The organism is Oleiphilus messinensis (assembly GCF_002162375.1).
In the GTDB taxonomy this organism is placed as follows: Bacteria; Pseudomonadota; Gammaproteobacteria; order Pseudomonadales; family Oleiphilaceae; genus Oleiphilus; species Oleiphilus messinensis.
In genome coordinates this window covers 5,442,309-5,467,189 of the sequence record NZ_CP021425.1, presented here as the reverse complement: position 1 = coordinate 5,467,189, position 24,881 = coordinate 5,442,309, and the positions used below count along the sequence as shown (strand labels likewise).

General features: G+C 48.4%; 19 protein-coding genes. 14 read left to right on the top strand and 5 right to left on the bottom strand.

What is annotated here, in order from left to right; all coding sequences use genetic code 11:
* Nucleotides 1-134 precede the first annotated feature (134 nt).
* The 8 genes from OLMES_RS23750 (at nt 135) to OLMES_RS23715 (ending at nt 8,055) form a co-directional block, all read left to right on the top strand.
* Complete coding sequence (locus tag OLMES_RS23750; RefSeq protein ID WP_157678506.1) at nt 135-668, top strand: NUDIX domain-containing protein; 534 nt, start codon at nt 135-137, stop codon at nt 666-668.
* Complete coding sequence (locus OLMES_RS23745) at nt 634-2,277, top strand: aminoglycoside phosphotransferase family protein (protein WP_087463531.1); 1,644 nt, start codon at nt 634-636, stop codon at nt 2,275-2,277. Before OLMES_RS23750 ends, OLMES_RS23745 begins: the two co-directional genes overlap by 35 nt.
* Nucleotides 2,270-3,160 carry a GAK system ATP-grasp enzyme gene (locus OLMES_RS23740; protein ID WP_087463530.1) on the top strand — a complete coding sequence of 297 codons (891 nt, stop codon included), beginning with the start codon at nt 2,270-2,272 and terminating at the stop codon, nt 3,158-3,160. The genes OLMES_RS23745 and OLMES_RS23740 overlap by 8 nt, the downstream gene beginning before the upstream one ends.
* A gap of 105 nt (nt 3,161-3,265) precedes the next feature.
* Nucleotides 3,266-4,384, top strand: coding sequence for an HprK-related kinase B (locus OLMES_RS23735; RefSeq protein ID WP_087463529.1), 1,119 nt, complete (start codon nt 3,266-3,268; stop codon nt 4,382-4,384).
* 11 nt (nt 4,385-4,395) lie between these two features.
* Nucleotides 4,396-5,385 (top strand): NUDIX domain-containing protein, encoded by a 990-nt coding sequence (locus OLMES_RS23730; protein ID WP_087463528.1) that lies wholly within the window; start codon nt 4,396-4,398, stop codon nt 5,383-5,385.
* Between the two features lie 107 nt (nt 5,386-5,492).
* On the top strand, nt 5,493-6,254 hold the full coding sequence (locus OLMES_RS23725) for a histidine phosphatase family protein (protein ID WP_087463527.1): 762 nt from the start codon (nt 5,493-5,495) through the stop codon (nt 6,252-6,254).
* A 106-nt stretch (nt 6,255-6,360) separates the two neighbouring features.
* Nucleotides 6,361-7,728, top strand: coding sequence for a metallophosphoesterase (locus tag OLMES_RS23720; RefSeq protein ID WP_232465192.1), 1,368 nt, complete (start codon nt 6,361-6,363; stop codon nt 7,726-7,728).
* A gap of 39 nt (nt 7,729-7,767) precedes the next feature.
* The gene (locus OLMES_RS23715) at nt 7,768-8,055 is read left to right on the top strand and encodes an amphi-Trp domain-containing protein (RefSeq protein WP_232465191.1); all 288 of its coding nucleotides are present in this window, start codon (nt 7,768-7,770) and stop codon (nt 8,053-8,055) included.
* Nucleotides 8,056-8,160: 105 nt separating this feature from the next.
* On the opposite strand, the gene OLMES_RS23710 is transcribed toward OLMES_RS23715, so the two are convergent.
* Both OLMES_RS23710 and OLMES_RS23705 read right to left on the bottom strand, forming a co-directional pair.
* Entirely contained in the window at nt 8,161-8,352 is a 192-nt protein-coding gene (locus OLMES_RS23710) for a PA3496 family putative envelope integrity protein (RefSeq protein WP_087463526.1), read from the bottom strand.
* Between the two features lie 243 nt (nt 8,353-8,595).
* Complete coding sequence (locus tag OLMES_RS23705; protein ID WP_087463525.1) at nt 8,596-11,817, bottom strand: EAL domain-containing protein; 3,222 nt, start codon at nt 11,815-11,817, stop codon at nt 8,596-8,598.
* Nucleotides 11,818-12,211: 394 nt separating this feature from the next.
* Between OLMES_RS23705 and uvrD the strand changes: the two genes are divergently transcribed.
* Both uvrD and OLMES_RS23695 read left to right on the top strand, forming a co-directional pair.
* On the top strand, nt 12,212-14,380 hold the full coding sequence (gene uvrD / locus OLMES_RS23700) for a DNA helicase II (RefSeq protein WP_087463524.1): 2,169 nt from the start codon (nt 12,212-12,214) through the stop codon (nt 14,378-14,380).
* Between the two features lie 54 nt (nt 14,381-14,434).
* A complete protein-coding gene (locus tag OLMES_RS23695; protein WP_087463523.1) occupies nt 14,435-15,553 on the top strand; it encodes a TRAP transporter substrate-binding protein in 1,119 nt (372 codons plus the stop codon).
* A gap of 98 nt (nt 15,554-15,651) precedes the next feature.
* Here OLMES_RS23695 and OLMES_RS23690 read toward each other — a convergent pair whose 3' ends face one another.
* The 3 genes from OLMES_RS23690 to OLMES_RS23680 form a co-directional block, all read right to left on the bottom strand.
* A complete protein-coding gene (locus tag OLMES_RS23690) occupies nt 15,652-16,044 on the bottom strand; it encodes an acyl-CoA thioesterase (RefSeq protein WP_332454916.1) in 393 nt (130 codons plus the stop codon).
* Between the two features lie 143 nt (nt 16,045-16,187).
* Entirely contained in the window at nt 16,188-17,561 is a 1,374-nt protein-coding gene (locus tag OLMES_RS23685; RefSeq protein ID WP_087463521.1) for a TRAP transporter large permease, read from the bottom strand.
* Nucleotides 17,562-17,573: 12 nt separating this feature from the next.
* Complete coding sequence (locus OLMES_RS23680; RefSeq protein ID WP_087463520.1) at nt 17,574-18,146, bottom strand: TRAP transporter small permease subunit; 573 nt, start codon at nt 18,144-18,146, stop codon at nt 17,574-17,576.
* 436 nt (nt 18,147-18,582) lie between these two features.
* On the opposite strand from OLMES_RS23680, the gene OLMES_RS23675 reads away from it, so the two are divergent.
* The 4 genes from OLMES_RS23675 to pstB all read left to right on the top strand — a co-directional run bounded on the left by OLMES_RS23675 (nt 18,583) and on the right by pstB (nt 24,826).
* Nucleotides 18,583-19,563: a PstS family phosphate ABC transporter substrate-binding protein gene (locus OLMES_RS23675; RefSeq protein ID WP_087463519.1), complete on the top strand. Its 981-nt coding sequence runs from the start codon at nt 18,583-18,585 to the stop codon at nt 19,561-19,563.
* Between the two features lie 269 nt (nt 19,564-19,832).
* Nucleotides 19,833-22,109 carry an ABC transporter permease subunit gene (locus OLMES_RS23670; RefSeq protein ID WP_087463518.1) on the top strand — a complete coding sequence of 759 codons (2,277 nt, stop codon included), beginning with the start codon at nt 19,833-19,835 and terminating at the stop codon, nt 22,107-22,109.
* Between the two features lie 75 nt (nt 22,110-22,184).
* On the top strand, nt 22,185-23,849 hold the full coding sequence (gene pstA / locus OLMES_RS23665) for a phosphate ABC transporter permease PstA (RefSeq protein WP_087463517.1): 1,665 nt from the start codon (nt 22,185-22,187) through the stop codon (nt 23,847-23,849).
* A gap of 47 nt (nt 23,850-23,896) precedes the next feature.
* A complete protein-coding gene (gene pstB / locus OLMES_RS23660) occupies nt 23,897-24,826 on the top strand; it encodes a phosphate ABC transporter ATP-binding protein PstB (protein ID WP_232465190.1) in 930 nt (309 codons plus the stop codon).
* Nucleotides 24,827-24,881 lie beyond the last annotated feature (55 nt).

Below are 24,881 nucleotides of genomic sequence, written 5' to 3'. Positions count from 1 at the left end.
TAGACTGAATGTGATTACTTTGTATTCTCCATCCCGATGAACACAGATCTGGTCTTCTATCTGTAACACTATTTGTGTCGAAGATGTGGCACAATAGGCAGGCGAGTTGTCGAAAGTGCACGAGGAGTGTTCACATGAACAGCGTCCATATGAACAACAGGAAGGCAGAGATGCCCTTACTGCCTGATATTCGAAATACTGTTCGTGCAGTTATCCTTCAGGGCGACCATATTCTGTTGTTGAAAAAAGTTTACGAGGATGGCTCAACGTGTTTTGCCTTGCCCGGTGGTGGCCAGATAGTCGGTGAAACGCTGGATGCAGCCTTGCTGCGAGAGTGCTTGGAGGAGCTTGGCGCTCAGGTTCAAATAGGCGAATTATTGAAAGTAGTGGACTTTTTTAAGGTAAAGTCACAGGAGCCACCGATCCAGAGACATCTGGTCGATTTCCTGTTTCTCTGCCAGATTGATAAATCCTATGAACCCCAAAACGGGCCCGCCCCGGACAAACATCAGGTCGCCGTTCAGTGGGTCGCATTGGACGCCATTCGCGAATTGACCTTCACCCCAGGTTATTTATCGGATTACCTGGGTAATTTCAAACTCAAAACAAACGGAGCCCGTCTGGGAGCATGCTATGACGTTTCGCCTGCCAAGAATTATTCAGGATAATTTACGTTTCTTGTGTGTGGAGGTGGACTCTCAGATAACCAACCTGGAATCCTATTTTGCTTCACCGACCATGTCGATGGCCCGGAGAATCCTTGATCGCAGCGGTTATGCGTACAATCTGAAATCCCGGATTCACGCAGCCTGTGTGAATCAGCTTTCGGTAAAAAAGAAAGTTGGAGCAGAGCGTCTGGCATTGCGCAGTACTGAATTTATTGCGACAGACTTGGAGCGTATCGCCGAATTTTGTCGGGATTGTATTTCCCAGTTGGAATATGTTGACCAGAATGAAGTGCTTCAACTTCATGTTCATAAAACAACTCTTCAGGCCCTGCGGGAAGGTATTGAGCTGATTGTTCCCGCAATTTCGGAAAATGATACCCAAATGGCGTTGAAAATCGGTCAATTTGAAGAACAGATCGAGGCCAGCTATCAACAAGTGTTGAGTTACTATATTGATGCGTTGAAAAAAAAATCCTGCACGGAAGATTTGACCCGGGGCCTTTTTGTGGCGCAAACCGTTCGCCAGATGGGGGCTGCGTTGCGACACATCAGTGAGGCCATGATTTCGGCGAGCCTGGGGCAGCCGGTAAACTTTGAACGCTACTTCTCATTGCAATCTCTGGTGGACGGCTTGGACTCCGGCGAGAAATCATTGCAAATTGAGCCGATTGCAGAAACTCGATCCGGTAGTGCGATCTCCGGAATAACCTCGGCCAAAAATGGTTCGGCAGATGATTATCTGGCAATCTTCAAGGACGGCGTGAAAAGCAAAGTCAAGGAAGAGCGGGAAGGGGTAAACAGCTGGCACGAAATCTATCCGGGCCTCGCCCCGAAAATCCTGTCTTATGAAAAGCGTGGTCAATCTGCTGCGTTGTTAATCGAGCATCTACCCGGATTTACCTTTGAACAAATTGTTCTCGATGAAAATTCAGAGCTGTTGCAGGAGTCATTACAGCAACTCGGTAATACGCTTAAATCTGTTTGGCGGGAAACCCACACCCCAAAGCCTGTATCCGCGCAATTTATGGCGCAACTGCAAAAACGGCTGGATGAGGTATACAAAATTCATCCAGAGTTTCGCCGGGGTGAAAGTGCCATTTGTGGCTGCAAAATCCCTTCTTTTGATGAACTGGTCAAAAATGCCAGTGAGATTGAGCGGAACTTTAAAGCGCCGTTTTCAGTCTACATTCACGGTGATTTCAATGTTGATAACATTATTTATGATCCGGTTGAAAAACGGATCAACTTTATTGATCTACACCGCTCCCGATACATGGATTATGTGCAGGATGTTTCTGTTTTCATGGTCTCAAATTACCGTTTGCAGGTGGTCGACAAGCCGACTCGTACACGGATTATGTTGCTGGCTCAGGATGTCTACCGGATCGCAAAACGCTACGCGAACAAGATGGGGGACACATCCTTTGAAATACGCCTGGCGCTTGGTCTGGCCAGGTCATTTATGACTTCAACCCGATTTATTCTGGATCGCTCCCTTGCCCGGAGTATGTACTACCGTGCCCGTTATCTTATCGAACGGGTGCTGGCAGTCAATCCGGATAAGGCGGACCGATTCAGAATTCCACTCAAGGAGATTTTCGTTGACTAGTGTCAAAATTGGCGTCATTGGTATTCCTGGCAAGTGGTCCACCGAGGTGTTGGCCGATGCTCTGGAAGCACGTACCGGATTTCGTCTGGTGATCGATATGGCCGAGGTTCAGTTGGACCTGGCTGAGAAACGGATCATCTATCGAGGTCAGGATTTGTGTGAGCTTGATGGTTTGGTCGTGAAGAAAATTAGTGCGGAGTACAATCCTGGAACGCTGGATCGCCTTGAGTTGTTGCGTTTGGCGGAATTGCGTGGAGTGCGTGTTTTCAGCCGGGTTGAAAGTATGGGGCGTTTAATTAACCGGCTTTCCTGTACTGTGACCCTGCGGGGCGCAGGTATACCCATGCCGGAGACCGTGGTGACTGAGGATGTCGAGGCTGCCTTGGCTGCGGTATTGCGCTTTCAATCTGCGGTGTTCAAGCCCTTGTTTTCGACCAAGGCACGCGGGATGTGTGTGATCGATGCCCAAGCCCCGGAAGCCGAGATCAGAAAGCAGATTGAACAATTTGCAACGGAAAACCCAATGATGTATCTCCAGAAAAAAATTGCCTTGCCCGGCAGGGATCTGGGAATGGTGTTTTTAGGTGGGGAGTACCTGGGTACCTATGCGCGTGTTGCGCAAGGGGATGCCTGGAATACCACAATCAACAGTGGGGGCCGCTATGAAGAATACACGCCCTCGGATGACCTGATTGCACTGGCGCGGCGAGCCCAATCACCGTTCAATATGGATTTTACCACGGTTGATGTTGCGGAAACGGAGAAGGGCCCGATTGTATTTGAAGTGTCTGCGTTTGGCGGTTTCCGGGGCGCGTTGGAAGGTGCAGGAATTGATGCTGCCGGAGCGTATTCCGATTATATTTTGAGCAAAGTTTGTGGATAATGTACTCTAGATTGGTGAAGTACATATCCCGAAGTAGTACATATCCAGAACGAGTACATATCTCGATGTAACACACAGTCAATCCAGAGACAGGAAAAAAGTAGTATGTCTGAATTAACGGCTTCTCTTGAGCAATTATCATCCGCGTTGATTGCCGATGCCACATTGTGCGAATCCGCGCTGAATTTGCATATTGGAGAAACCCGAATTGTCATCCGATCAAACTCCGCAACCTTGCTGGAGCAACTAAAGCGATACTTTCACCATGTCGTGAGCGACCATGGACCGGTTGATATTGAAATCCTGGCCATTGAGCGGCCCTCGCCCGAATTGCCGGTGGACTTTATCGACTGGCAAAGAGAGCGTGGAAAAACGGGTCGAAAAGATAGCTTTTTTGATTTTCCCAAGGGACGATTGGTTCGTAAAGTCCGCACTGGAATGGTATTCCTGCAAAGCGGTTGTATGGGGATTGCCGCGGGACCTTGTCTGGCGAATGACAATCAGGTCGTAAATTTTATAAATGCGCAGTACATGAATGCTTTACAACAGCAAGGGTGGCAGACTTGTCATGCTGCGGGCCTGGTTTATCAGAACCGGGCTATGGCCATTGCCGGATTCTCTGGCGGGGGCAAATCAACACTGATGTTGCACACGATGGAAAATCCGGAGGTTCAGTTTATGACCAATGACCGGTTGTTTGTACGCAATGTAGGTGGTGTTGCGCAGGCCGTGGGTATTCCAAAAATGCCGAGAGTGAACCCGGGGACATTACTGCACAATGAGCGTTTGCTTTCCATATTGGAACCTCAGCGGATCACTGAGCTGAGAGCGTTGCCTCGTGAAGAGCTGTGGGATCTGGAAGAAAAGTATGATGTGCACATTGATGCATGTTATGGTGCCGAGCGAATCTGTCATGCCGCGCCATTGGCGGCCTTTCTGGTGCTGAATTGGGACCGGCAAAGTGACGAACCCTTGCAATTCAACGAAGTGGATTTAAGCCAGAGACGGGATCTACTTGCCGCGATCATGAAGTCTCCTGGGCCTTTTTTTCAACACGCACAGGGCCCGTTTCATCAAGCCCAAACTCCGTTTGATGAGGCTGCTTATTTGCAAGCACTGCAGGGCGTTACAATTTATGAGGCCTGTGGTCAAGTTGACTTTGAGGCGTTGTCAGACTTATACATCGATTCCCTTTCAGTTGAGCAGTGCGCTCAGGCTTGTTGAGTGAAACGCTTATGACCCGTGGCACAGAAGAAAGGCCAAGTGAAAACAATGGAATTCGCAGGCTGTTTTTACTGCGCCATGGGAAGGCGGAGAAACTGTTTGAAGGTGATGACCGACAAAGGCCCATTAAAACCCGTGGTAAACGTGATGCTCAGCGGGTTGGTGCCTGGATGCAACGAACCGGGTTGCACCTGGATCAGGTGATATCATCGCCAGCACTCCGAACGCGCACGGCCGCAGAGAAAAGTGTAAAAGCGATGGGACAGTCTGTGCAGTGTATCCACGATGATCCGTGTTTGTATGACGGGCAGCTTGTGGATTTACTCAACATGATTGAAGGGGTTCAGCCGAAATGCCGGCATCTGATGTTGGTGGGTCATAAATCTGGATTGGAGGCATTACTCCACTATCTTTTCCCGGTGCAGGAGAGCTCAATTCGAATGCGCAAGGGCGCGTTGGTCTGTATTGATGTGATGTCGGATTGGTCCGGTTTTGCCCCTGAAACCGTGCGCTGGGTAGAGCAGATTACACCGGATCAGCTACCTGAAAAATTTCAGTATCCCGCACCCAATGGCGATTTTTGGCGAGATCGCCCCGCTTATTACTACACCCAGTCTGCCGTTATACCTTACCGTATGGAAAACGGGCTATTGGAAATATTGGTAATGGGGTCAAGTTCCGGACGCCATTGGGGAGTGCCAAAGGGCATCGCTGAACCGGGCCTCAGTTTGCAGGATTCCGCTGCCAAGGAAGCATTCGAGGAGGCCGGGGTTCTGGGCGCAATTGATGGTGTTGTTGGTGACTATGATTATCCGAAATGGGGAGGCCGCTGTTCTGTGGCAGTCTACTCGCTTCGTGTCACAGAGGTGCTGGCGGAAGCCGATTGGCCTGAATTCCACCGAGGCCGGCGCTGGCTCAGTCCTGATGCGGCTGTGGCCTGTGTAGAGCAACCTGAGCTGAGGCGGTTACTCTCCAGGTGGCTGCAAACAGTAAAAGCTTGAGTGTCGATGCTGAATTCAGCGCGTCACGGAACAGGTCATGACGTATCCGAAGCATTCATTAGTACCAAATCTGTAAGTAATTCGCAGTTTCATGGTAAAACGATTTCATGGTTAAACTACAGCACGATCGACCACGGCTTTTTGCTGCATTTATCCGGCATGGTGATTATGAGCAACTTGAACATACACCCAGTGCGCATCAGCCCTTTCCATTGACCGCCAGAGGACATCAGCAGGCGATTATAGCAGCCCACGAACTTTATGTATTTCTGACGGAATGGAAGTGTGCGCTTGCGCCCGTGATCGATGCGTCTCAATTATTGCGTGCCTGGCAAACGGCTATGGGAATTAACTCGGAGTTGAAATCTCTTTTTGCTGCACACCCGGAAGCAGGAATCGATCAGGCTAATTACGATGTTCAGGTCGAAAGTTTTGATGCGCTTGCTGAACGAAGCGTTGGTTCATTGGCCAATTTGACCATTCCACAGATTGAAGCGATTATCGAGGCTGATCCCCGATATCCGGCGTTACCGCAAGACTGGAAATCCAATAGTCACTTTCGCTTACCGTTGCAAGGTGCGGAATCTTTGATGGAGGCGGGATTTCGTGTGGCGACTCATATCCAATCAGGAATGGAGGCCCTCATGGAATCGGCAGTTAAAGATACGCTGAAAGTTTTTGTGGGGCATGGTGCGTCAATTCGTCACGCTGCGCACCATCTGGGAATATTGGCATTTGATGAAATTGCGCGATTGAGTATGTTTCATGGTAAACCGGTAATCGTAGAATTTGGCCCTGATACCGCGCAGTGGCAACAGGTGGCGGGAAACTGGAAAGTTCGGGGCCAGAAAACCGTCTATACCGATTAAGTGCCTGCTGAATCCATGCTTCATTCAGGGTGGGGTGGTTAGTCATCATTTTGCAATAAAACTCACATAGGGTTGCAATGTTTCATAATGGAGTTGCAAAGACAACATGAAAGACGCCAAAACCCTCGCCAATAAAAAGAATAGCCAAGCGCTCGTGAATGTTTCACATTTGCCGAAGTATCATGGTAGTAAATGGATTCGCAGAGGTTTGCCTACTGCAGCAGAATGCTGGTCGTTGTCTGAGCAGCACAGTGCCGGAAAAGACGGCACTGATACCAAACACCTGAAAAACAGTTTGCACCGGGCGGTTTCCCTGCACCCCTGGAAATGGCCAAAACGACAAGTGTTTTTTATTGCCGATGCTCACGCGGATGCCGAGGCGTTTGTTGCGTCACTGGTTGCATCAGGCGGCGTGCGTAAAACAGGGCCTAATGATTGTGATTTCAAGTTGACCAAAGAAGGTCGAAAAGGGCTGTTTGTGATTGGTGGTGATTGCCTGGATAAAGGGCCCAGTAACTTGAAACTGCTCGACGCGATACGGCACTTAATGGTGTCTGAGGCGGAGGTTAAGTTACTGGCGGGCAATCATGATATGCGTTTACTGATGGGCTTACGCGCTTTAAGCTTGAAGCGGGATCCACGAACGGAGCACTTATTTGTGCGGATGGGGCCCAAAGTTCTACCGCTATTGCGTGAGATAAAGCAGCGTTATTTGAGTGACAAACATGCACTCAAGGGGATGCCTGGAGTGAACGAATGCAGGGAAAAAATTTTTCCGTCAGAGAATTGGTTCAACGAGTTTCCCGAAGCCGCCGCTTGGTTGATGCCGGAAAAAAGTATCGAACGCGAGTTGGACCGATTGCGGAAGAAGGTTGATGGATTTGAGCAGGCTTGTTCGGATGCTGGACTCACGCTACAGGAAGTCTATGCTGCGGCGCTAAAAGCTTCAGAACTGTTTCTGGAGAAGAAAGGAGAGTACGCCTGGTTTTTCAAGAAAATGCAGTTGACCCATCAGGAGGGCTCGTTTTTATTTATTCATGCCGGTTTGGATGATCGCATTACCAGTATCATCGAAGAAGAAAGTATTGATTATCTCAACGCGTTGTTTCAGCAGCAGGTTAAGCATGATCTTTTTGAGTTTTACTACGGGCCACTGGCCAATACAATGCGCACTAAATATCGCAAGGTCGATATGCCATTGACTTGCCACGGTGTGGATCGAGCCTATCGTCTTGGTGTTCATGCAATTATTCATGGTCATGTCAATCGCACCGAAGGCCAGCGAATTATGATGCGGGAGGGCATGATCCATATCGAAGGCGATGTGACCATGGATCGCAATTCGCGCAAAAAAGAAGGCTTAAAAGGTTACGGCATGGGTGTTACTATAATTCATCCCAAGGGGCAGGTAATCGGTATCAGTAATGACTACCCCTACGCTAAAATATTTGAGCCGGGACACTATTTAAATTAAGCGTGACTTATCGGATCAAAGATTCGGGACGAGAGCGCCATGAGTCGGGAAAACATGAGCCAGAATAAAGACAGTTTCAGACACGAGTCCTTGCAAGATGCCAAGAGTATCCAGGAAATTCTCAAATCAATTACAAAAGGGCTTGCAAAAGGGAGCCTGACGTTCAGTGATGACCATGGTGAGATTGTGCTTGAGCCAAAAGGCTTGATGAATGTCAAGGTGACTGCGCGTTGTGATGACAACCGGAATCGCTTTGATCTCAGGGTCTCCTGGCAACCAGAAGACAAGAAACCGGAAAAGAAGACGCTTAATGTCCGGGGTGGGTAAATTTTCAGGAAACAGCACCCCTGATGCCTAAACGCACCGACTTCGGATCGCTGCCTACCGGTGTCGAAGCGGGCTTGTTAAAGACCCGAATCGACCAATTCGGGATTAGTCCCAAAATTCATTGATATCACTTTCCAGCTTTTTACGTTCAAAATGTTGTTCGATAGCCCGGCGTGCAGCAAGTTTCCGCTGTGCTGAAGCTTTATCTTTGACGTTTTCTTCGTAAGTATGCAGGTCGTTAAAAATTTCAAGCAACTCGGACTGCACCGCTTCTACTGTTGTTGTGTTATTGTACATCCGCGTATCTCCTTCGAAGTCATCTTGATCTGGATCGATTTACTACTAGGAACTGGATGCTCTGTGGACTAACAAAAACTCAATCAGAGCAAATTGTATACACAAATCTAAAGATCGGATTGAGCAAAATTGCTCAATCGATGTTCAGACTTAAGTAAAAATTACCGCTTGATTGTTAAAAATATGTGAATAAAGGGTCACAATCTGTTAATCAGTTCAAAAATTAATGGCGATCTCGCTGTTTTAAATTGAGGACTGATCTGCAAACTTTCGCTGTTGCTGGCACAATAGTTTGGTCATCGCTTCGGCATCCATCGGGCGTGAAACATAAAAGCCCTGTACCAGGTCGCAGCCAAGATCCTGTAGATACCGGTATTGCTCCTCGTTTTCGACTCCTTCTGCCACCACTTGCAGATTGAGGTTTTGTCCGAGCACGATAATTGCCTTACATATCGCTGTGTCCTGGGGGTTGTCAGGAACTTCCCGAACAAGAGCGCGATCGATTTTTAGGGTATCTACAGGAAGTTTCTTGAGATAGCTGAAAGATGAATAGCCGGTTCCAAAATCATCAATTGACAGGCTGATACCCTGCTCCCGGAACTTCTGCAACAGTTTTCGGGTGGAGTGAATGTTTTCAACTACGGCATTTTCGGTTAGTTCAAGCTCGAGCAAATCGGGTGGAAGCTGAGTTTGTTCCAAGGCATCCGCAATGGAACTGAAAATCTGGGGTTGACGCAGCTGGTGAGCGGATAAGTTAACTGAAATTTTGATTTTACCCAGTGCCATATCCAGCCACTCTTTGGCTTGTTCGCAGGCAATGGTGAGCACTTTACCGCCAATATCGGTTATTAATCCGGTTTCCTCCGCAATATTGACGAAGTCTGCGGGGGTGATAAGCCCCTTATCCGGGTGTTTCCAGCGCACCAGTGCTTCGACTGATGTAATTGTCTCGGTTCTTAAATCAATTTTTGGTTGATAAAAAACTTCAAGCTCATTTTTCAAAAGTGCCCGGCGTAAATCACTTTCAACATTAATCTGGAACTTAAACAGGTTTTGCATGCTGCTGGAGAATACCTGAAAATTGTTGCCGCCCAGGTATTTCGCCTGTCGAGTTGCCGATGCCGCATTTTGCATCAGTACGGAAAGTTCCCGGCCTTGAGAGGGGAACATCGTGATGCCAATACTTGATGAAATGAATAGCTCCTCTTCACCAGCGTTAAACGGTTTTGAAAGTGCCGACAAGATGTCCTGTGCGGCTAGAGACGCTTGTGACAGATCTTTGGCACTGACGATCACGGCAAATTCATCATCACCCAGACGGGCAACGCTGTCTGCGCGATTCATCGTTCCCGCGAGGCGTGTTGAATACTCTTTGAGGATGTGATCCGCTTTTTCATGACCGAGGCTGTCGTTGATGTGTTTGAAACGGTCAATATCGATATACAGTAAGGCAAATTGAGAAAGGCTGCTTCGGGCCCGAGTCAGGGCACTGTGCATCCGGTCTTTAAATAATGAACGGTTGGCCAGGCCTGTGAGCTCATCATAATTCAGAAGGTATTTCAGCTTTTCGTCTGCTTCTTTATGCACTTTCAAATCAGATACCAACCCGGCGTAGTGGGCAACGGCACCATGGGCCTCTCTGATCGTGTTAAGCTGGATACGAATGGGAAAATATTCGCCGTTCGCACGTTTCTCGAAAATTTCCACTTCCCAATTTCCGGTTTCAGCAAGGCTGATCTGGGCCTGTTTGAATACCTTACGTTTTTGCGGGGTTTGGCTCACATGCATCCAGTGCTTGCCTAGCAAGTCATCTTCCGTGTAGCCCAGCATCGTTTTAAATGCCTGGTTTACGGTAACGAAACGAAAACGGTGATCCAGGACAAAGAGGCCTTCACTGGTTTGGTCAAATACCGTTTTTGTTAACCGCAGTTGTTCTTCTTTTTGATAGTCTTCATGAATATTGCAGCGAGTGCCGATTATGCGTTGTGCTTTGCCCTCATCATTACGCAGTACGGCATTGCCCCGATCTTCAATCCAGATCCAGGTATCCAGTTGCTTGTCAAAAATTCGATACCGGACGGAATAATTTTCCTGATGGCCGTTGATGTAACTGAGCAAGGTATCGCGTACATGGGGGAAGTCATCCGGGTGGGTAACCTGTTTGAGTTGTGACAGGAAGTCCCTTGATGACCACTCTTTTTTATCAAAACTGGCATGAAACGGAGATTGATAGAGATGATCCGTAGCCAGATCCCAATCCCACAAGCCTAATTTGGATGCTTCGACCGCTTGAGACAGGCGCGCCTGACTTCGTGCCAGTGCATTACTAATGTTCTGGCGGAGCTTGATTTGCTGGTTTAGCAGCTCATTGGTCTCTGACAGTTCCCGCGTGCGTTCCGCAACATTTTGTTCCATTTGTACCCGGTTGGCGGACATTTGCTGTTCAAGCTGCTTTCGAAGCCTGGACTCTTCCTGAAGCTGACCGGCGAGGTATCGTGACTTCTGGCGTTGTCGTTGCAGATAACTGTTGATGCGAGTCTGCTGCTCTGGAGAAATCTGGGTTCGCTGATTTATCTTTGATGTGTAGCGGTGGTGAATAATCAGACTGACCGGCAGTGATACAAAGCCAAAATAAAGCATAAGCCATTGGCTGTTATTCATGTCCTGATTGTTCAGTAAAGGCAAATCAAAGGTCGCGGCAACATACCAAATTACCAGCAGGCCCAGGCATAGGGGGGCCACATAAAGCGTGAGACGGAGTTGATTTGCCCTTTCGTTACAGGAGCGCAAGCCCCAAAGTGAGGTGATACTCAAGGCAAAAAACAGTGCGGTCGAGGTGAGTGTGAACTCTATCGAGGGGGCTGCAAGATAGGTTATCACAGCCCAAACTGTCAAACTAAAGCTGGCCACAGCAGAGATGGCAATGGAAACTTGCTCCAGGGTCGAAAAAGCGACTGGGTTTCGGGCGCTTGAATGTGATTGTCGATTGGCGCTATGTGGGCGGAATAGTTGAGCGCCGATCGAGTTTTCTTGAGTCAGGGTGGTGTTGTTACGTGCTGAGCGAGCTGCGCTTTGGGATTCTTGGTCGTTTTTTATGCTTCGCTGCAAAGATGCCACAAAAGGGGTTGATATCAAAAGCTGTATGAATAACCATAAGCTCAGGTTAAACAGCGACAATTGCGGCGAGAAACTGAGGAAAAGCAATGTGGAACCAATGATGTGTGCCATGAAAAAGCACAGGAATTGGCTGACTCCTGAACGATTGCTCAAGTCTGGCTGGAAATCGAGAGTGATCCAGTTTTCCGTTGGCGTCTCACTCAAGTCGGGGGTATTGTTCCGATTAAAATGTGAGTCATCAACGTTAGCATCCTGATGTTTGTAATCACCCCGGCTATACTGTGACCCGTTTGCGTCAGGCCTTTGAATGGATCGTAGCGGTGCACCAGGATCGATTTGTATGTCCATGTTGTTATAATCCCCGGAATCATTCGAGGGGGGTGTTGGCGATAAAAGCACTCTTTTTGTGGTTGGTTATCCTGAACAGGTTCGGCAATTGTTCGGAGCAAAATAGACGCTAGTATTGCAATAACAGCATACAGCTGTAGCAGTGTGTGCTGCCAACCTCCCTCTGCGAGATAGTTGATCCTGTTGCGCCAGGCGCTGGCGTCATACGTGGGGGGTGTGGATTTGCCCGAGGTATGTGAACAATACATGGCATGCATTGCCCATCAACTATCGCCGCTTATTATTTATTATGTTTAACGCTATTAAATAGCAAAGGGTCGCTGCTTACAAGCACTTACAGTGACTCAATTTATGAATATCAATAACAGGCCTCGTTTTGGGGCAGGATTTTAAGATGGATGTATCTCATATACTCGATAACCTCAATTCGGCCCAAAGAGAAGCGGTCACTGCACCCCTTAGCCCTATGCTGGTGCTTGCGGGGGCAGGGAGTGGCAAGACTCGAGTGCTGGTCCATCGAATTGCCTGGTTGATGACCATGGAGTCGATGTCGCCCCACAGTGTTCTCGCGGTAACGTTTACCAACAAGGCTGCCAGGGAAATGCGTGGGCGAATCGAAGCGTTACTGGGTAGCGCTTCCCGGGGAATGTGGTTTGGTACATTTCACAGTTTGGCCCACAGGTTGTTGAGAGCACACTGGCGTGATGCGGATTTACCTGAAAATTTCCAGATTATCGACTCTGACGATCAACTTCGCCTCATCAAGCGAATCATGAAAGAGTTACAGATCGATGAATCAAAATGGCCTCCGCGCCAAGCCCAGGGGTTTATCAATAGCGCAAAAGATGATGGTCGAAGAGCAGGACAGGTCCATGACGCGAAAGGGGGGAAGGGTGGCCATGATCTGTATTTGAAAGCCATGACCGCGATTTATCAGGCGTATGAGGCGTATTGTAACCGGTCCGGCTTGCTGGATTTTGGCGAGTTGCTGTTGCGAAGTCATGAGTTATGGTTACGCAATCCTGAACTGTTACGGCATTACCAGTCACGTTTCAAGGTCATACTGGTCGATGAGTTCCAGGATACGAACACGATCCAGTATGCCTGGTTGAGAGTGCTTGCGGGGCAAGAGGTTCCCTTGACTGTCGTGGGTGATGATGATCAGTCGATATATGGATGGCGGGGCGCCAGGATTGAAAATATTCAGCAATTTCAGCAGGACTTTGCGAATTCAAGACTCGTCCGTCTGGAGCAGAATTACCGGTCAACCCGAACGATTCTGGACGCTTCCAACGCATTGATTGCCGGAAATTCTGGCCGGTTGGGAAAACAATTATGGACGGAAGGCGAAGATGGCGAGCCGATTGATGTATACGCCGCGTTTAATGAGCAGGATGAAGCGAATTATCTGGCGGAGCGGATGCAAGGTTGGGTTGAGTCCGGAGGACTTCGGCAAGATATCGCGGTGTTGTACCGCAGCAATGCCCAGTCCCGGGTCATTGAAGAGTCTCTTCTGAGGCATAACGTACCGTACCGTATTTATGGTGGGCTGCGCTTTTATGATCGGGCTGAAATCAAAAATGCACTGGCGTACCTCAGACTGGTGCATTTTGCCCATGATGACGCGGCATTGGAGCGGGTGGTGAATGTACCCGCCAGAGGTGTCGGCGCGAAAACCCTGGAAAATATTCGCGAGCATGCACGGCAGAATGCAATTTCGCTGTGGCAGGCGATTGAGCAATTGGTTGAGAGCAAAGGGGTGAGTGCCCGAGCCCGTAAATCGCTGGCAGAATTTATGGGGATTATTTATCGCCTGACTGAGCTCAAATCGGAGATTTCTCTGAGTGAACTCGTAAAACAGATGCTGGATGAGAGTGGTCTGCTGGATTTTCATGGCGCTGAAAAAAATGATAAGGCACAGGCGCGGGTCGAAAACCTGGAAGAATTGATCAATGCGACCAAAGACTATGAGCCGGAAGAAAACCTCACACCGCTGGCCGCTTTTATTGCTCAGGCTGCACTGGATGCCGGAGAGAATCAGGCCGGGGAGCACGAAGATTGTGTGCAGTTGATGACGCTGCACTCAGCCAAAGGCCTGGAGTTTCCTCTGGTCTTCCTGGTTGGTTTGGAAGAAGGACTATTTCCTCACAGTTTATCTGTTGAAGAGCCGGGACGCATGGAGGAAGAGCGCAGGCTCTGCTATGTTGGTATGACCCGGGCGATGAAAAAACTGGTATTAACCTATGCTGAGTCCCGGCGCCTTTACGGGCAAGATCAATTTAATAGTGTGTCACGCTTTATTCGCGAAGTTCCCGTAGCATTTCTTCAGGAGGTTCGCATTGGCAGCTGTCTCTCATCAGCGTCTGATTTTCAGCAATCTTCGCCGTTGGCTCAAAATGATACTGGCGGTTTTTCCCTTGGCCAACGGGTCCGGCATCAGAAGTTCGGGGAAGGTGTTGTGATTAGCTGCGAGGGGCAGGGGCCACATTCGCGTATTCAGGTGAATTTCAGCGAAGGCAGTAAGTGGTTGGTGTTGTCCTATGCCAAGCTGGAAGTCATTTAACCCATTTTGGTAAACCACCTCAACAACAATACAAAAAACAGATCAGGAGTGATTATGAAACGTAGGAGTGTTTTTTCCTTGCTCGGAATTGGTGTGACGGCGCTGGTGCTGAACGCCTGTAGTCAGAAGGATTGTGAGCCCACCGCAGCAGCGGCACCAATGGCAACAAAAGAAAACGTTAAACCAATACAGTGGAAACTCGTCACCACGTGGCCGAAAAATTTTCCTGGCTTGGGCACCGCACCGGAACGCTTTGCCAAGGATGTTGAGCGGATGAGTAATGGTCGTTTGAAGATCAAAGTATTTGGTGGTGGTGAGCTGGTTCCCCCACTTGAGGTGTTTGATGCCGTCTCGCAGGGAACAGCACAAGCCGGCCATGGCGCAGCCTATTATTGGAAAGGAAAAGTGCCGGCAGCACAGTTTTTTGCGACCGTGCCGTTTGGTTTGACTGCTCAGGAATACAATGGCTGGATGCACTATGGTGGTGGATTGGCTCTCTGGCGTGAAACCTACAAACCGTTTGGTCTGGTGCCCTATGCTGCGGGCAATACCGGGGTGCAAATGGGGGGATGGTTTAACAAGGAGATCAATTCATTATCAGATCTTGAAGGTCTGAAAATGCGAATCCCCGGTTTAGGTGGAGAAGTACTGCAGCGCGCGGGTGGTACACCGGTTAACCTGCCGGGCGGTGAGATTTTCACCGCGTTGCAAACCGGAACCATCGATGCGACTGAGTGGGTGGGGCCTTATAATGACCTGGCAACCGGTCTGCATAAAGTTGCCAAGTTTTACTACTATCCGGGCTGGCATGAACCCGGCACAGCATTGGAATTGATTGTCAATGAAAAGGCACTGAAGGCTCTGCCCGAGGATTTACAGGCTATTGTCGAAGTCGCGGCGCGCGCAGCGAATCAGGATATGCTGGATGAGTATACCGCGCGCAACAACGTGGCATTAACCGAATTAGTGGATCAGCACGGCGTTCAGGTCAAGCGTTTCCCGGACGATGTTATCAAGGCATTGCATAAGATTTCCGATGAAGTTGTTGCGGAAATTGCAGGGCAGGATGAAATGGCGAAAAAAGTGTATGACTCGTTTGTAGAATTTCGGGATCGAGTTGTGCCTTACCATGAGCTGTCTGAAAAAGCCTACATTGATGCGCGTGCCCAATAGCCGAGAGTAGATCGAGTTCGGAATCAGACCGGACAAGTCAGGCGTGTCGCAATGCTCCCCGCCACCCTGTGGCGGGGCATTTCACCAATTGTAGTGTCCTAGTCTTGGGAAGGCACTTCCCGAATCCTGCCATTTTTATCAATCGCAACATACACAAACAGTGTCTCGGTGACTTTCCGCTGAGTGCCTTTATCCCGATCTTTGGTCCAGACTTCAACGTAAATTTTCATTGAGCTGGTGCCAATGTCAACCAGGCGGGCATAAAAGGCAACCTGAGAGCCGGTTCGAATGGGCGAAATAAACTCCATGCTCTCAACCGCAACCGTGGCCGCACGGCCCTGGGAAATCGCCTGTGCTTTGTAAGCTGCAGCCTGGTCCATATAATTGAACAGCCAACCGGCGTAGACATCACCGTTGGAGTTCGTATCCTTGGGTTCGGGTACAACCTGCAGAATCAATTCACCCGAAGGTCCAGGTTTATCGTCGTTCATCGTCATTTTATTCTACTTCAATACTTTATTTTAGTTATCGGAGACCCGGATCAGCCTGGATCAGGGTCATTGCGCTCTGAGTAGGGTTGCTTAAACCCTGCTGTTTGATCGTTATTATGGAGTATTAATCTAGATCATAATAACTAATACACGATATCTGGCAACCAGGTCGCTAAACCCGGCCACAGGGACAATATGATTAACATCAGTAATTGTATCCCGATAAACGGTGCTACGCCCTTGTAAATTTGTGTGGTTTTGATGTGATCCGGGGCCACACCTCTCAGGTAAAAAAGGGAGAAGCCAAACGGGGGGGTCAAGAACGAGGTTTGCAGATTCAGTGCGATCATGATGCCCAACCAGACCGGGTTTATATCCATCATCAGTAATACCGGTGCGACAATCGGCACGACAACGAACGTGATTTCGATAAAATCGAGAATGAAGCCCAATAAAAAAATAACCAACATCACCACAATAATCGCCGTAATTTCGCCGCCGGGCATTTGTGAGAAAATATGCTGGATTAATTCGTCACCATTATAAGCACGGAAGACCAGTGAAAAGAGCGTGGCTCCGATCAGGATCATAAATACCATGCAGGTCACTTTTGTTGTGCTCTGGCAAACATCGCGCAAAACTGTTCCGGTTAACTGTCTTCTGGCTCCTGCGAGTAGCAGTGCGCCCAATGCGCCGACTCCGGCAGCTTCGGTTGGTGTGGCGATGCCGGATAAAATCGAACCGAGAACCGTGACAATCAACAGCAGTGCAGGTGTCAGATCTCGTAATATGCTTTTGGGCGCTTGCGGTTCGCTGCTGGTTTCTGTTGAACCGTGGGGGATGAGGTCGGGGCGGAACCAGGCAACCGAAAGTAGATAGAGCATATACAAAATAACCAGTATCAGGCCCGGTATCATTGCGCCAACAAACAGGTCACCGACCGAGACCGTGTCGGGGCTGAAAATACCCTGATTTTGCTGTGCCTGTTGATAGGCGCTGGAAAGCACGTCACCGAGCAAAACGAGCGCAATAGAAGGCGGAATAATTTGCCCCAGGGTTCCGGTTGCACAAATGGTTCCGGTGGCGATAGCCGGAGAGTAGCCTTTTTTTAACATGGTCGGGAGAGAGATCAGGCCCATGGTGACCACTGTTGCCCCGACGATTCCGGTCGAGGCGGCAAGCAAGGCACCGACAATCGCGACGGAAATGCCAAGCCCGCCCCGGACGCGACCAAAGACCTGCGCCATGCTTTCCAGCAGATTCTCTGCAATTTTTGATTGCTGCAGCATGCATCCCATAAACACAAAAAGGGGCACAGCAATCAGCGTTTGATTGGTTATCAAGCCATACAAACGGCTCGGGGTTGCATTGAGATAGGACGGGTCAAAGATTCCGGCGAGTATGCCACCGAAGGCAAAAAAGAGTGCAGTTCCGGCCAGTGAGAATGCCACTGGGTACCCCATTAGCAATACCACACATACTGCGGCAAACATAAACAGGGGAATGTATTCGATCATGAGTGTCAGGCCTTAATCTTTAAAGGTGGACGCTGTTGTTTTGGATGCTGTATTTGTAGGCGTCGTGGTCGTCGTTGTAGAGGTCGCCGCAAAAATTGTGGATAAGTTACGGATGATTTCAGCAATGGCCTGGATTAACAATAGTACGACCATTGCCGGAATCAGGGACTTGAGCACAAAAACCAAGGGCAGTCCATTGGCCTCTTGAGAGGTTTCCAGTATATCCCAGGAGGCAGTGACATAGGGCCAGCTGTAAATCAGGATAAAAAGGAGCATGGGCAGCAATAGAATGACTGTACCGAGGCAGTTGACGATCGCTTTACCTTTGGCTGAAAAGCGTTGATAGAGAATATCAACCCTTACATGTTCGTTGTGTTTGAGGGTGTATGCCGCTCCCAGCATAAATAATGTACCGTGTAAGTACATCGTTGCTTCCTGCAACGGGATGGATGAATGGTTGAACACATAGCGTAGCATTACGACCAGGCACATGCTTATAACCAATAGTACGTTCAGCCAGACCAAAGTCGTACCAGTAGCCTCGGTAAACCGGTCTAAATAATGAAGGACACGTTGGCCAATCATGGTGGGAAAATTCCTGTTATTTTGGGTGTCTTAATTTTGTAAACGAAATGACAATATTCAGAGTATATCATCCTGAGCCTACATTAGTGATTTGCACTTAAATAGGGCGTACTCGACTGTATTTATGGGCATAGGTGTGTCTTAGTGATGCACATAGCAAAAATGAAAATTTAGTCATTTGTCACATAAATGTAATAAAACTGTTTTAAAGTCCGCTCAGTGGCTTGGCGTTTGACCGCGTTTCACTCCTGCAAAATTATTGTTCAAAGTGCTCTGTTGGTTCGGTATCGTCCCTGCAGAACCGCTTAGTGGGTAGGCGTTACTTTGATCGTGTTTGTGTGAGTGACCACTCGTGAGGTTGTTTGCTTATTAACTGACACCTTGAGTGGATCTAATTCTGCTAAACCCGATATCTAGTCCATCATGGGAGATTCAAATGAAATTCAGAAAACTTTGTGCGGCGTTGACTGTTGTAGCAGCTACCGCTGGTGCTGGCACTGCAATGGCTGCAGCAAAAGTAGATCCTGCTCTGAACACCTATTCAAAAGCATCTGGTGTTTCTGGCAACATTTCGTCTGTTGGTTCAGATACTTTGGCCAACCTCATGACGTTGTGGGCAGAAGATTTTAAGCGTAACTATCCAAACGTCAACATCCAGATTCAGGCGGCGGGTTCTTCTACTGCGCCTCCGGCTTTGACTGAAGGAACTTCAAACCTGGGGCCAATGAGCCGTCAGATGAAAGACAAAGAAGTTGAAGCTTTCGAGAAAAAATTTGGCTACAAGCCAACCGCAATTCCAGTTGCGATCGATGCCCTGGCGGTATTCGTAAACAAAGATAACCCTGTTAAAGGTCTGACTATTGCTCAGGTTGACGCAATCTTCTCCTCTACCCGTAAGTGTGGATACGAGAAAGATGCAGTTAAATGGAGCGACGTAGGCGTTGGTGGTGATCTGGCTAACCAATCTGTTCAATTGTTCGGTCGTAATTCCGTATCGGGTACTTACGGATATTTCAAGAAGAAGGCCTTGTGTAAAGGTGACTTCAAAAACAACGTGAACGAGCAGCCGGGTTCAGCGTCTGTTGTTCAGGGGGTTTCTGAGTCTGTAAACGGTATTGGTTACTCTGGCATTGGTTACAAAACTGCATCCGTACGTGCCGTTGCTTTGGCGAAAAAGCCTGGTGATGATTTCGTTGATGCCACTCCAGACAATGCAGTAGCGGGTAAATACCCACTGTCCCGATTCTTGTACGTTTACGTAAACAAAGCGCCAAACAAAAACCTGGATCCAATCGTAGGTGAGTTTGTGAAGCTGGTACTTTCCAAACAAGGACAAGAAGTCGTTGTTAAAGATGGTTACGTTCCACTGCCTTCTTCTGTTGCAACGAAAAGTCTTCAAAACCTGAGTCTGAACTAAGCTTTCTTAGCGCTCGCCAGGTTAAAACAAAGAAGGGGCTTATGCCTCTTCTTTGCGTTTCGAGACAATTTGCGCCCCAAGAAAATTTTTCTATTTAAATCAAAAAGCTCTGTATAGCATTGTCATTATTTTTTAATGCATGCAGTGTTGAATATTTTATGCTCCCAATTTTTACATCCTGCTAGAAAGCATAATATGACAATTCTGTAACAAATTTGTCATATTTCGCGATTATTGTGGCTCTAATCGATTAATCAGGTGCGATTTACATGACACAAAATAACTCTGCAACAATGCCAGAACTGGATTTGGAGTCGCCGCAAATTCTGCGCTACAGAAAGCGGCGAGCGTTCAAAGACAAGCTGGCACAGGCTTCAATCGGTTTAGGTGGTGTGAGTGTTATCGTCGCCATTACACTGATTTTCTTTTACTTGCTGTATGAAGTATTGCCTCTGTTTGGTGGTGCTGAGATTCATGAAGTATCCACCTATGATGTCGCACAGGTTGAGTCAGGTGAGACACTGTATTTGGCTATGGAAGAGCAGGCTGAAATTGCTACCCGAGTGACAGATCAAGGCAAAATTGTCTTTTTCAATACGGAAAATGGCGACGTTATTACGACTGAAACCTTGCCTGCGGCGCCGGGGGCTACAGTAACATCCCTGGGTAATGCTTCTTCTGCAAGTCGTGTATTGGCCGCCGGACTCAGTGATGGGACTGCTATTGTATTCAAGCACAGTTATAAAGTGACCTATCCAAACGATGAGCGCTTGATCACCCCTTTCATTGAATACCCCGTAGGTCAGGAGCCGCTCCGATTGGCACCTGGAATACCACTTAAATCAATTTCTGTACGCAATACCGAGAGTGCGCTGTTTCTGGCGGGTGTAAGTCAACAGGATCAGATTTACGGTGCCTACTACCAGAAAGATGAAAACTTCATGACCGGTGAGATTTCATTGGAAGAAGCCGATCTGGAGATGCCGAATGTCAGTGGTCATATCGAGAATGTTCTGGTGGATCCAACATTAAGCTGGATGTTTGTTCTGAGCGATCAGCGAAAGCTTTCTGTATACGATATCCGGGATAAGGACGCGCCTCAATTGAATGGCTCAGTTAACCTGACCTCGGATAAAAACAGTGTAACTGACATCCAGTTCCTGTTAGGTGGGGCTTCCCTTCTGGTGGGTGATTCCGCGGGCCAGGTCAGCCAGTGGTTTATGGTGCGAGACAACGAAAACAAATATCGGGTTGAAAAAGTACGTGATTTCCAGCCAGTGTCTGCGGCAACCCTGGTAATCGAACCAGAAGAGCGTCGCAAAGGTTTTATGGTTGTTGATGCCGCCGGAAAACTGTCCATCTACTACTCCACAGCCAATCGTATGGTGCTGAGCGAATCCATGGCATCGACCCCGGTGAGCATGATGGCCATTGCCCCAAGAGCCAATCGTATCCTGTTCGAGATGGAGAATGGCAAGGTCAGTTTCTGGAACGTGGATAATGAGCACCCGGAAATTTCCTGGTCTGCATTGTGGCAGGAAATTTGGTACGAAGGCTACGAAGAGCCTGATTATGTATGGCAATCTTCCGCTGCGACCAATGATTTTGAACCGAAATACAGCCTCTCGCCTCTGGCATTTGGAACGTTGAAAGCGGCGTTTTATGCCATGTTGATTGCAACACCTCTCGCCATTTGTGGTGCCTTGTACACCGCTTACTTCATGGCACCGTCACTCCGTCGTAAAGTTAAACCGGCAATCGAGCTGATGGAGGCTTTGCCTACGGTTATTTTGGGCTTTTTGGCCGGGTTGTTCTTTGCGCCATTCATGGAGTCGAATTTGCCCGGTGTTTTTGTGGTTCTTATGTTGATGCCGATAGCGATCCTTATATTTGGCTTTGTCTGGGTCAATCTGCCACAGAAAATTCGACACATGATACCGGAAGGCTGGGACCCGTTATTGCTCATCCCGCTTGTGTTGTTTATAGGCTGGTTTAGCTTTGAAATTAGCCCATTTGTTGAGCAATTGTTGTTTGCCGGCGATATGCGTAACTGGTTGACCAATGAAGTAGGAATTGACTTTGACCAGCGTAATGCGTTGGTGGTCGGCGCTGCAATGGGCTTTGCCGTTATCCCGACCATTTTCTCGATCACTGAAGATGCAATCTTCAGTGTGCCGAAACATTTGAGCTATGGTTCGCTCGCTTTAGGCGCTACTCAGTGGCAAACCATGGTCAGAGTTATTCTACCAACCGCCAGCCCCGGAATATTTTCCGCCCTGATGATCGGTATGGGCCGCGCAGTTGGTGAAACGATGATCGTATTAATGGCGACTGGTAACACGCCGATAATGGATATCAACATATTTGAGGGAATGCGGACGTTATCTGCAAATATCGCAGTCGAAATGCCGGAATCTGAAGTGGGGAGCTCTCATTTCAGAATCTTGTTCCTGGCAGCATTCGTGCTGTTTATCTTCACATTTTTTGTGAACACCGCAGCTGAGTTTGTCAGACAGCGGCTCCGTTCCAAATACAGTGTGATTTAAAGATCATTGCAAAGCACAGGTGGCAATGGTGCCACCTGATGAGACAACGTTTAAATGGTTTTGAGGTAACAGATTATGCGAATGCCCCTTAAAAAGTGGACATCGTCAGGTGAACCCTGGGTCTGGTTGAATGCGGGTGCCGTAACAATCAGTCTGGTGATGGTGTTTGGACTCTTGGCGTTCATCGCCAGCAAAGGTTTGGCTCATTTCTGGCCACACGATATTCTTGAGGCAGAATATGTAGGTAGAGATGGCAGTCGTGCCATGATTATGGGTGAGTTGGTGGAGCGCGAGGATGTTTCCGCGAGCCAGCTTCGAACGGCGGGACTCGATATACCGGAAGATGTCGAATTTAAAGAGCGGGTTCTGCTTAAAATTGGTAACCGGGATGTTTCCGGCTTTGATTTTCGCTGGGTTTTACGGGATCAACTTGTTGATCTTCATCAACCAGAAGATGCGATTGCGATTGAGCGTCGTGAATGGGGTAACTTTTACGGTTATCTGGTCAGCGTGAAAGAAAGCGGGCGGGTTGTTTCCAATGGTGATTCTGCACATGAGGAACTGGAAACCCGGTTGGAGCGTGCACTGACAATCTTTGCTGATATTCACGATATCGAAAAAGGTGATATCGGCGCGATCAATTACGAGCTGGAGCGTTTACGTCTTAAACAGCGTAGTTTGGAACTGAACGGTAAGAACACACCGGAACGGCTTGCCGACCTGGATGCCCAGCGGGCGGAATTGAACCTCCGTTATGAAGGGCTGCAAGCGAATCTGATTGATTTGTATGAGCAGATCAATCGCGACAGTATTGTCGCACGCACGGCTGACGGCCATGAAGTAGAGATTGATCTCGCGAAAATCGTTCGTGTTTTCCAGCCTAATGCAATGGGACTGGGGCAGAAAGTGGCGCATTACGGCTCCAAACTCTGGGAGTTCGTGGCCGACGACCCACGTGAGGCCAATACCGAGGGTGGGATTTTCCCTGCAATCTACGGTACCGTATTGATGGTTATCATCATGTCGATTATGGTTACACCAATGGGGGTTATCGCTGCGATCTATTTGCGCGAGTATGCACATCAGGGCGGGATCACCCGGATTATCCGCATTGCCGTAAATAACCTGGCGGGTGTACCTTCAATCGTTTATGGTGTATTTGGTCTGGGCTTCTTTATTTACTTTTTGGGATCCGGTATTGATCAGGCCATGTTTCCTGAGGCGTTACCCTCACCAACTTTCGGTACGCCGGGACTCATGTGGGCGTCTATTACGTTGGCATTGTTGACACTGCCTGTGGTTATTGTTGCCACGGAAGAAGGACTGTCACGGATTCCCCGTTCAATGCGGGAAGGCAGTCTGGCACTCGGTGCAACCAAAGCAGAAACCCTGTGGCGGGTGGTTTTGCCGATGGCAAGTCCGGCAATGATGACTGGAATGATTCTCGCGATAGCGCGGGCTGCGGGGGAAGTTGCTCCGTTAATGCTGGTTGGGGTAGTCAAGTTAGCGCCTTCGCTGCCGTTGGATGGTAACTATCCGTACCTCCACCTGGATCAAAAATTTATGCACCTTGGTTTCCATATCTATGATGTTGGTTTCCAAAGTCCAAATGTTGAAGCTGCAAGACCATTGGTCTACGCCACATCATTGCTGTTGGTGCTGGTAATCGCAGTGTTGAACTTAAGTGCAGTAGGAATACGAAACCATTTGCGTGAAAAATATAAAGCGCTGGAAATGTAAACCGAATTAAAATTAAACACTGTGTCCGAGCAGTCGGGAGAGCAATAATGAGTAATATATTGAAACCCAATGACAGCACTAAAACCATGCAGGAAACGAACGTGACAGAAAACGCGATTGATACCCCTACAAGTGCTCAGAATGAAGAGCAGGCGACCCGCACTCACGCCATCGATATTAGTGCAATTAACTCATCCACTGAACAGTTGAAGCTCGAGAACGAGAAGATTGCTCTGGAAGTGAAGAACCTGGAGTTGTACTACGGGGAGAAGCGGGCACTGCATGGTATTAATATGCAGATCCCCGAAAAGCGCGTTACCGCCTTTATCGGGCCGTCTGGTTGTGGTAAATCGACCCTGTTGCGCTGCTTCAACCGCATGAATGATCTGGTGGACGGCTGTCGCATCGAAGGCGAGGTGCTTATCGGTCAGAACAATATCTATCAACGTTCTGTCGATGTTGCAGATCTTCGTCGTCGAGTCGGCATGGTATTCCAGAAGCCTAACCCGTTCCCGAAAAGTATCTATGAAAACGTAGCCTATGGCCTGCGTATTCAGGGCATCAATAAAAAGCGTCTCATTGATGAAACTGTTGAATGGGCATTGAAGTCTGCAGCCTTGTGGGATGAAGTAAAAGATCGTCTGGATGATAGTGCACTGGGGCTGTCCGGTGGTCAGCAGCAGCGACTGGTTATCGCACGTACGGTTGCGGTTAAGCCGGAAGTCTTGCTGCTGGATGAACCTGCATCTGCATTGGATCCACTGTCAACGTTGAAAGTTGAAGAACTGATTCATGAATTGAAAGACGATTACACCATCGTAATCGTAACTCACAACATGCAACAGGCAGCTCGTGTTTCAGACTATACTGCTTTCATGTATATGGGGGATCTGGTGGAGTTCGGCTCTACAAATGAGTTGTTCACCAATCCTGGTAAAAAGCAGACTGAAGACTACATCACCGGTCGATACGGCTAGGGATTTTCCGAGTTGGAATGTACATTTAATAAAAAATATTGTCCTTTTCGGAGCG